This window comes from Candidatus Eremiobacteraceae bacterium (assembly GCA_035314825.1).
Lineage (GTDB): Bacteria > Vulcanimicrobiota > Vulcanimicrobiia > Eremiobacterales > Eremiobacteraceae > JAFAHD01.
On sequence record DATFYX010000032.1, the window covers coordinates 1 to 6,607 of the forward strand.

The 6,607-nt window shown below is 60.7% G+C and carries 9 protein-coding genes and 1 tRNA gene; 9 read left to right on the plus strand and 1 reads right to left on the minus strand.

Annotation, left to right across the window (positions count from 1 at the left end; translation table 11 throughout):
* The 3 genes from VKF82_04505 to VKF82_04515 form a co-directional block, all read left to right on the plus strand.
* Positions 1–198, plus strand: a 198-nt coding sequence (locus VKF82_04505) for a hypothetical protein (protein HME81317.1), incomplete at its 5' end; no start/stop codon positions are given.
* A gap of 191 nt (positions 199–389) precedes the next feature.
* Positions 390–1,046, plus strand: a complete 657-nt coding sequence (locus VKF82_04510) for a hypothetical protein (GenBank protein ID HME81318.1) — start codon at positions 390–392, stop codon at positions 1,044–1,046.
* Positions 1,047–1,065: 19 nt separating this feature from the next.
* Positions 1,066–1,854 carry a hypothetical protein gene (locus VKF82_04515; GenBank protein ID HME81319.1) on the plus strand — a complete coding sequence of 263 codons (789 nt, stop codon included), beginning with the start codon at positions 1,066–1,068 and terminating at the stop codon, positions 1,852–1,854.
* On the opposite strand, the gene VKF82_04520 is transcribed toward VKF82_04515, so the two are convergent.
* Positions 1,838–2,773 (minus strand): NHL repeat-containing protein, encoded by a 936-nt coding sequence (locus tag VKF82_04520; GenBank protein ID HME81320.1) that lies wholly within the window; start codon positions 2,771–2,773, stop codon positions 1,838–1,840. The two genes, VKF82_04515 and VKF82_04520, sit on opposite strands and share 17 nt — an antisense overlap.
* Before the next feature lie 98 nt (positions 2,774–2,871).
* Between VKF82_04520 and VKF82_04525 the strand changes: the two genes are divergently transcribed.
* From VKF82_04525 to VKF82_04550, 6 genes are all read left to right on the plus strand, one after another.
* Positions 2,872–3,258 carry a hypothetical protein gene (locus tag VKF82_04525; GenBank protein HME81321.1) on the plus strand — a complete coding sequence of 129 codons (387 nt, stop codon included), beginning with the start codon at positions 2,872–2,874 and terminating at the stop codon, positions 3,256–3,258.
* Between the two features lie 477 nt (positions 3,259–3,735).
* Positions 3,736–4,680, plus strand: a complete 945-nt coding sequence (locus tag VKF82_04530) for a hypothetical protein (protein HME81322.1) — start codon at positions 3,736–3,738, stop codon at positions 4,678–4,680.
* Positions 4,673–5,281: a chromate transporter gene (locus tag VKF82_04535; protein ID HME81323.1), complete on the plus strand. Its 609-nt coding sequence runs from the start codon at positions 4,673–4,675 to the stop codon at positions 5,279–5,281. Before VKF82_04530 ends, VKF82_04535 begins: the two co-directional genes overlap by 8 nt.
* The gene (locus VKF82_04540; protein HME81324.1) at positions 5,278–5,835 is read left to right on the plus strand and encodes a chromate transporter; all 558 of its coding nucleotides are present in this window, start codon (positions 5,278–5,280) and stop codon (positions 5,833–5,835) included. The genes VKF82_04535 and VKF82_04540 overlap by 4 nt, the downstream gene beginning before the upstream one ends.
* A gap of 320 nt (positions 5,836–6,155) precedes the next feature.
* Positions 6,156–6,296 (plus strand): hypothetical protein, encoded by a 141-nt coding sequence (locus VKF82_04545; GenBank protein HME81325.1) that lies wholly within the window; start codon positions 6,156–6,158, stop codon positions 6,294–6,296.
* A 10-nt stretch (positions 6,297–6,306) separates the two neighbouring features.
* Positions 6,307–6,379, plus strand: a tRNA-Phe gene (locus VKF82_04550).
* Positions 6,380–6,607: the final 228 nt, after the last annotated feature.

Sequence of the window (6,607 nt, forward strand, 5' to 3'; positions counted from 1 at the left end):
ATGACGCTCGATCAGGGCGGCGGCACGCACCCGCTCGACTTCCAGCGTGGTACGGTCTACGTGAACCTCACCGATAGCAAGCAGCCATTATCCAACTCTTCCATGCAGCTGCCACCACAGGGCATTTTGCTCTCATTGACCACGAAGGTCGGGACTATCGTCAATATGACCGGCACGATCGATAAGGTGCAAAAATGAGAATACTTGTTTGCGCGGTCGCGGCGCTGGCTCTCGCGACGATACCGCTGGCGTCACTCGAGCGACCCACGGGCGGCGGCGGAGCATCGCGTCCGGCACCCAGCGGCGGATCTCGACCTAGCGCACCGAGCGGCGGGTCTCGGCCTTCAGGCGGCGCGCCGCAAGGCGGCGGCTTCAATATGAGCCGCGACATGAGCGCATCGCAGCGCCCCGCACCAAGCCGCCCACCTGGTGGCGGAACGGTCGCGAATAGGCCGCCGACGAGCGGCGGTGGGCAAAACCGCCCGAACGGCGGCAATGGCAACAATAACAACGTCAATCGGCCCAATGGCGGCAATGGCAACAATAACAACGTCAACCGGCCCAACGGCGGCAATGGCAACAATAACAACGTCAATCGGCCTAACGGCGGCAACGGCAACAACAATAATATCAACATCAACAACAATAATAACGTCAACGTGAACCGCAACGTCGTCGTCAACCCCGTCTACCGCGGCGGCCCGGCGTGGGGCTGGAATCACGGCGTCGTCTGGGCGCCCGCTCCGGCATATTGGGGCGGAGGCTTCTGGGGGGCGTTCGCGATCGGCGTGACGTCGGCTGCGGTGTATGGCACGATTGTGAACTCGTATACACACCAGACGATCACATCGTATCAGGTGCAGCCCAGCAGCCCCGGCGCGACGCTGCTGTCCAACTATCACCTCACGCAGACGCAGTGCGGACCCGCGAATCTGGTCAATATCTACGGGCCGAACGACAGCGCGATCTGCGCGTACCCGAACGACTTGGTGTCGGCCGGCAACTATACGGTCGATTCGACGAACCTATCGCTCGTATCTCAATAGATCGCGAATCGTAGCATAGATGTTCGGTAGCTTCGAGGAGAGCCTTTCGTCGGGGCTCTTCCTCGTCGTTTTCTTCGTGGTGGTCCTCGTCGCCGTCGTCATCGGATATTGGGTCGGGCAGCGAACGTCCCCGGCGAAAGAAGGCACAGGCGACGCCGCCCTCAACACCGCGCTCGCCGCGATACTCGGAGTCGTCGCGCTCGTCTTGAGCTTCTCGTTCTCGTTCTCGCTCTCGCGCTACGATGCGCGCCGGCTCTTGGTCGTGCAGGAATCCAATGACATCGGCACGTTGTATCTGCGGACCTCGGTCCTCGACAAGCCGGCCGCTGATTCGTTGCGCGCGATTATACGCGACTACACAGCGCGGCGGATCACCTATTACCTAGACGGGAACGATCCCGCTGCTCAAGCCCGCGATCAGGTAGCATCGGACGGACTGCAGAACCAGATGTGGACGATTGTCAGCGATGCGGTACGGGCGAATCCGCGATCGCAAGGGCCTTCGCTGCTGATGCAGGTGACCAACGACGTGATCGACACCTCCGCGGAGCAGGCCGCGGAGCTGCACTATCGCCTCCGTGGCCCTGGCCTATTCCTGATATTCCTCGTGGCCATCGTGGGCGCGTTCGTCATCGGCCTCGGATTCGGCAGCGCGCGAACTCCGAACTGGATCGTCTCACTCATTTTCGTCATGCTTATGGCGGTGCTCGTCAACACGATCATCGATCTCGACAGCCCGCAGGGCGGCCGCATCCATGTGAACTTAACGCCGTTGTACGACCTGCAGCACTCTATGGGACGACCGTGATGCCGATCGGCACGCTCGCCCCGGTCCATGGACCGGAGACGGCGTGCGCGGTGCCGTCGAGGTTGTACACCGTGATAGACGCCAAGTTGGGTACGTACAGCAGCGAGTTGTCGGGGTCGTAGGCGAGACCGATCGGCGAGCTCAAGCCTGGGAAAGTGCCGGTGAGCGGCACCAGATTGCCGTTGAGATCGTATACGGTGATAGTGCTTGCGGTCTTGTTGGTGACGTACAGCAAACCGTTTGAGGGCGCGAACGCCATACCGGCCGGGCCGCTCAAGCCTGGGAACGTTCCAGTGACTGCGACGGGATTGCCTTGCAGGTCGAAGACGCTCACAGTATTCGCGTTGTAGTTGGCCACATACAAGTGATTTGTGGTGGACGCGTACGCCATCGCGTACGGTCCGTTGAGGCCCGCGAACGAACCAGCCACCGCGACTGGGTTACCCTGCAGATCGAACACGAAGATCTTGTTCAATTGAAAGTCGGCGACGTACAGCTCGTTGTCGGCCGGCACATACGTGATGCCCGGCTCCTTGAGGCCGGCGAACGCGCTGGGCGCCAGTGACACCGCGTTGCCGAACAGGTCGAAGGCGAGGACCGTCGTCGCACCGGTCGCGTAGCACGTTCCGCAATCCGCGACGTACAGCTGCCGGTTAGACGACGCGTATGCGATGCCGTTCGCACCCTTGATGCCCGGGAAACCGCCCGCTAGGCTGATGAAGTTTCCCAGCGCATCATAGGCGGTGACCGATGTCGGACCGGTTCCGCCGCAGACAGATGCGCAGACCGCGACGTAGATGTGCGCGGGCGGCGCGGGTGGCGATGTCGGCGAGGGCGAGGTCGAGTTTTGCGAACACCCGACCAATACAGCCGCGATCGAGGCGCAAACGACAAAGCCGGTCAAGTGTCTCAATCTCATGTGACCATGGTAGCGCAACGCGCGGCGCCTGTCTAGGCGCCTTGCGCTCGTCCAAGCGAGCAATGTATAATCGGACGTATTATGAAGGAGACCATTTGATGCACCGACCACTTGGCGCCATCTTGGGAGCATTCGGGATCGTATGCATGCTCGGAACGCATCCTGCGCTTGCGGCACCGCCGATCACCATCACCTCGTGCGTGCTCGAGAACAACGGCGGATACGGCGGCGAGGTGGCAGACTTGCACATCACGTTCACGAACGTGTCGGCCATTGCGGCGACAAGCGTCAAATTCCGCGCCGTGTATCGCGGTAAGCGCGCAGCGGTCGTCGCCAAAGGCACGTTCGCGCCGAACGCGAAGATTTCGGATCGATTCCATACGTTCACCGATCAATATTGGGATGGCAAGAATCTCGATCTCTGCGTGCCGATCAACGCGACGTTTTCGGATGGCACGAGTTGGACGTCGAACAAGTACTTCTAAAGGAAATCACGCGCACGTCGGGCAATATTTTGATTCAAGCTCAGTAGGAGCACATCCATTACTCTGCAGGATGGGGGTGAGTCCTTATGGCAAAGAAAAAAGCCGCTACGAAAAAGAGAAAGAGACGAGTCGCAGCGGTCGCGCTTCTAGGGGTCCGCAAACGTCGCAAGACGGTCAAGCGGAGACGTCGCCGCGTGGCGGCGGTCGTTGCCGTGAAGCGCCGTCGGAAGAAGAAGCACTAGGGTTGAGAAAGCTGGGAAGAGCGGAGGTCGTCTCCGCTCTTCCCTCATTTGTTAGCAGATACGACCTACTATTGGCGCACCCGCCGGAAAGAAAACCAACGGCGCCAGCCGAAGCCGCCACGTCTGCGTCGCGGAACCTCACGGGCGCCGGCGGCGGTGACGTCAGTTCGTCGCCGTGCGTCGCGCATTTTTCACGAGGATCACCCGGCGTATGAGCTATTGGAGAGACACGAACATGGCTAAGGCGATCACCCGGCCTTCCGTCAAACCGAGGAAGAACGGAACGGCGAAGAAGAACGGAGCCGCGACGTATGCAGACGGTCGTCCGCAGGATCAAGTGCAGTTCTTCGACGCGAAGCTCATCCTAAAACCCGACCCATTCAGCTCGGTCCGAGGTTTCAAGACCTTCAGCGAGATGGTGGCTGAAGCGGTCGACAAGGTCGAAAAAGTCAAGTACAAACCATTCGACCTGAGCAAGATGCGGCCGCGCATCCGCGAGGTAAGGTTCCTCGATACCGCAGATTTCCGGATGTATAACAATTCGTTCATCCTGCGCCGGCGCACCGCGTACCAAGACGGCTTCCCGATCGCCGACCCGGAAATCGTGGTCAAGTACCGCAGCGACGATTTGAAGAAAGCTGCAGCGGTCGACGTACGGCCCAAGATCGCAGGTCCGTATCGGATCAAGCTCAAGGCAGAAGCGCTGCCGCTCAAAGATCAGGTCGGCGGCTTCCGCATGCTCTACGCCCACAACTGCATCTTCCCGCTGAGCTCGGTCCACGAGGGGGATCGGACCAGCCTCAAGACCATTGCGCGCGTCATACCGGCGCTCGCGGGCTTGATCGGCCCAGCGGAAGAAAGCAAAGTCGAGCTCGTCAACTCGACGCTCGTCGAAGAGGTGCTGATGGACCTCGGCATGATCGACTTCGGCAAGGATCTGATGTCCAAGTGCAACATCTCGCTGTGGCGCTCGCTCGGCGACCACCAAGTCATGTGCGGCGAATTCGCCTATCAGACGAAGTTCGCCAAACGCGAGGACGTCTCGGAAATAACCCGTCAGCGTGTCGAGGAACTGTTCATCAAGCTGCAGATGATCGCAGCGGGCTGGCTGTATCTCGGCACGACGAAGACGGGCCTCGTCTACCGCTTGCACGGCAACCCGCCGCAAGCGCATGAGTGAGGCCTCGGCCTCGGCAGCCGCGGCGCCCACCGCGCCAGTCGCGAAGCCATCGATCCTCGATATCTTCATCCAGTTCTTGATTATCGGGGCGACGAGCTTCGGCGGTGGAGCGGTCGCCTATCTCAAGTCTAGTCTGGTGACGAAGAACAAGTGGCTCGATGACAAAACGTTCCTCGAGCTGTTCTCCATCAGCCAGTCCCTGCCTGGTCTGAACACGACGAACATGGCGATCCTCGCCGGCGACCGCTTGCGTGGCGCGAGCGGCGCGTTCGCCGCCGTGGTCGGCGTCATCCTTCCCGGCGCGATTCTCATGACCGCGGCCGGCATCGTCTACGGTATGCATGCCGATCGGCCGCTTGTCACTGCAGCGCTGAAAGGCGTCGCCGCAGCCGCATCGGGCTTGCTTCTCGCGACTTTCATCAGTCTGGCGAGCAAGACGTTGCGAGGATGGTTGGACGTGGTCTTCATCGCGATCGCTGTCATCGCGGTGAATTGGTTCCACGTCTCAGTGCTCTACGTATTGCTCGCCGTCGCGACGCTGGCGACCATCGCCTATCGGCCGCGGCGCTCCGACAAGACACTGGAACGGCCAGCGTCATGAACCAGATACCATCGCTCATCGCAGTGTTCGCCTACCTCTCGCTGCTGACGGTCGGGGGAGGCATGGCGGCGTATCCCGAGATGGAAACGCTCAGCGTCAACGTGCATCACTGGGTGACGCAGGACCAATTGGTGCATTTCTATTCGCTCGGTCAGATGGCTCCAGGACCCAATTTGAACATGGTCGCGGCGATCGGCGCGCATGTGGCCGGGGTCGCCGGGGCTTTCGCGGTGCTCCTCGCCTTCTACGCGCCCACCGGCCTGTTCGCGCTGATCATCGGCCGCTTGTGGATACGACTCGAGAATTGGCCGTGGCGCACGTCCATCCAGAACGGTCTCGCGCCGACGGCGCTCGGCCTGATGCTTGCGGGATTGCTCACTTTTGGGAAGACCGCGTTGCGCCTAGGCCATTCCGCCGAGGCCTTCTTGATCGGGCTCAATTGGATCGCCGTCGCGATGGCCGTGCTAGTACTTGTGCTGATGCTGCGGACGAAGATCAACCCAGCGCTACTCGTCCTCGCGTGCGGTGTGATCGGCGCGTTCACGTTCCGCTGACTGGCGTGACCCGTTGGATCACCGGGCCCTTGAAGGTCAATCGAGACCGATCCATCGTCCGATCTGACGGGCCACGTTCTCGGCAGAGGGCGGGTCGTAGTTGGAGAGCACCGCGTGCCGGTGCCGTATAGATATTGTCGAGCCACGCCGGCGAATCGTCGTGATCGGTCATCTTTGTGTACCCGCTCGCGACGCCCGAAGGTGGGATACCGCGCTCGAACCAGCCCGATGCGGTCATGCCCGCGGGTGCAAAGATGTGCTGCTGGATAAAATCGTAGTACGACATGCCCGAAACGCGCTCGATGATGAGCCCGAGAACGATGAAGCCTCCATCGGAATTCTCTCATCTGCTCCTTTCGCTGGCCGGCGACTTCACGATGCTCGGACATGCACTGCGCGGCACGCTCGGCGACGAAGTACGCAAAGCGACGCAAGGCCTCCCGCCCGGCGGCCAAGAATGAGCGTCATCGCGCCGAGATAGCTCAGTTGGTAGAGCACCGCACTGAAAATGCGGGTGTCGTCAGTTCAATTCTGACTCTCGGCATACCCAAAGCCCGAAGTCCCCGGCCCATCAGCCGGGGACTTCGACTTACCTTGGGGCAGGCTGCGTGATGCACTGTCCGCTAGGCGGAACCAAAGAGTCATTCACTCCGTTAATGAAGAAACGGCGCCTCCAAAGAACGAGAAGCACGTTCAAAGAACGCGCTACCATCAGATAGGGGTATTTCCATGCGTCATCTGACCAGCATTTTTGGCTCAGCGATCGCCGCAG

What these genes read in the sequence shown, in the direction of transcription:
- VKF82_04540 (HME81324.1), top strand. Translation starts at nt 5,278, where the DNA reads ATGAACCAGATACCATCGCTCATCGCAGTGTTCGCCTACCTCTCGCTG.
- VKF82_04510 (HME81318.1), top strand. Translation starts at nt 390, where the DNA reads ATGAGCGCATCGCAGCGCCCCGCACCAAGCCGCCCACCTGGTGGCGGA.
- VKF82_04545 (HME81325.1), top strand. Translation starts at nt 6,156, where the DNA reads ATGAAGCCTCCATCGGAATTCTCTCATCTGCTCCTTTCGCTGGCCGGC.
- VKF82_04530 (HME81322.1), top strand. Translation starts at nt 3,736, where the DNA reads ATGGCTAAGGCGATCACCCGGCCTTCCGTCAAACCGAGGAAGAACGGA.
- VKF82_04515 (HME81319.1), top strand. Translation starts at nt 1,066, where the DNA reads ATGTTCGGTAGCTTCGAGGAGAGCCTTTCGTCGGGGCTCTTCCTCGTC.
- VKF82_04525 (HME81321.1), top strand. Translation starts at nt 2,872, where the DNA reads ATGCACCGACCACTTGGCGCCATCTTGGGAGCATTCGGGATCGTATGC.
- VKF82_04535 (HME81323.1), top strand. Translation starts at nt 4,673, where the DNA reads ATGAGTGAGGCCTCGGCCTCGGCAGCCGCGGCGCCCACCGCGCCAGTC.
- VKF82_04520 (HME81320.1), bottom strand. Translation starts at nt 2,773, where the DNA reads ATGAGATTGAGACACTTGACCGGCTTTGTCGTTTGCGCCTCGATCGCG.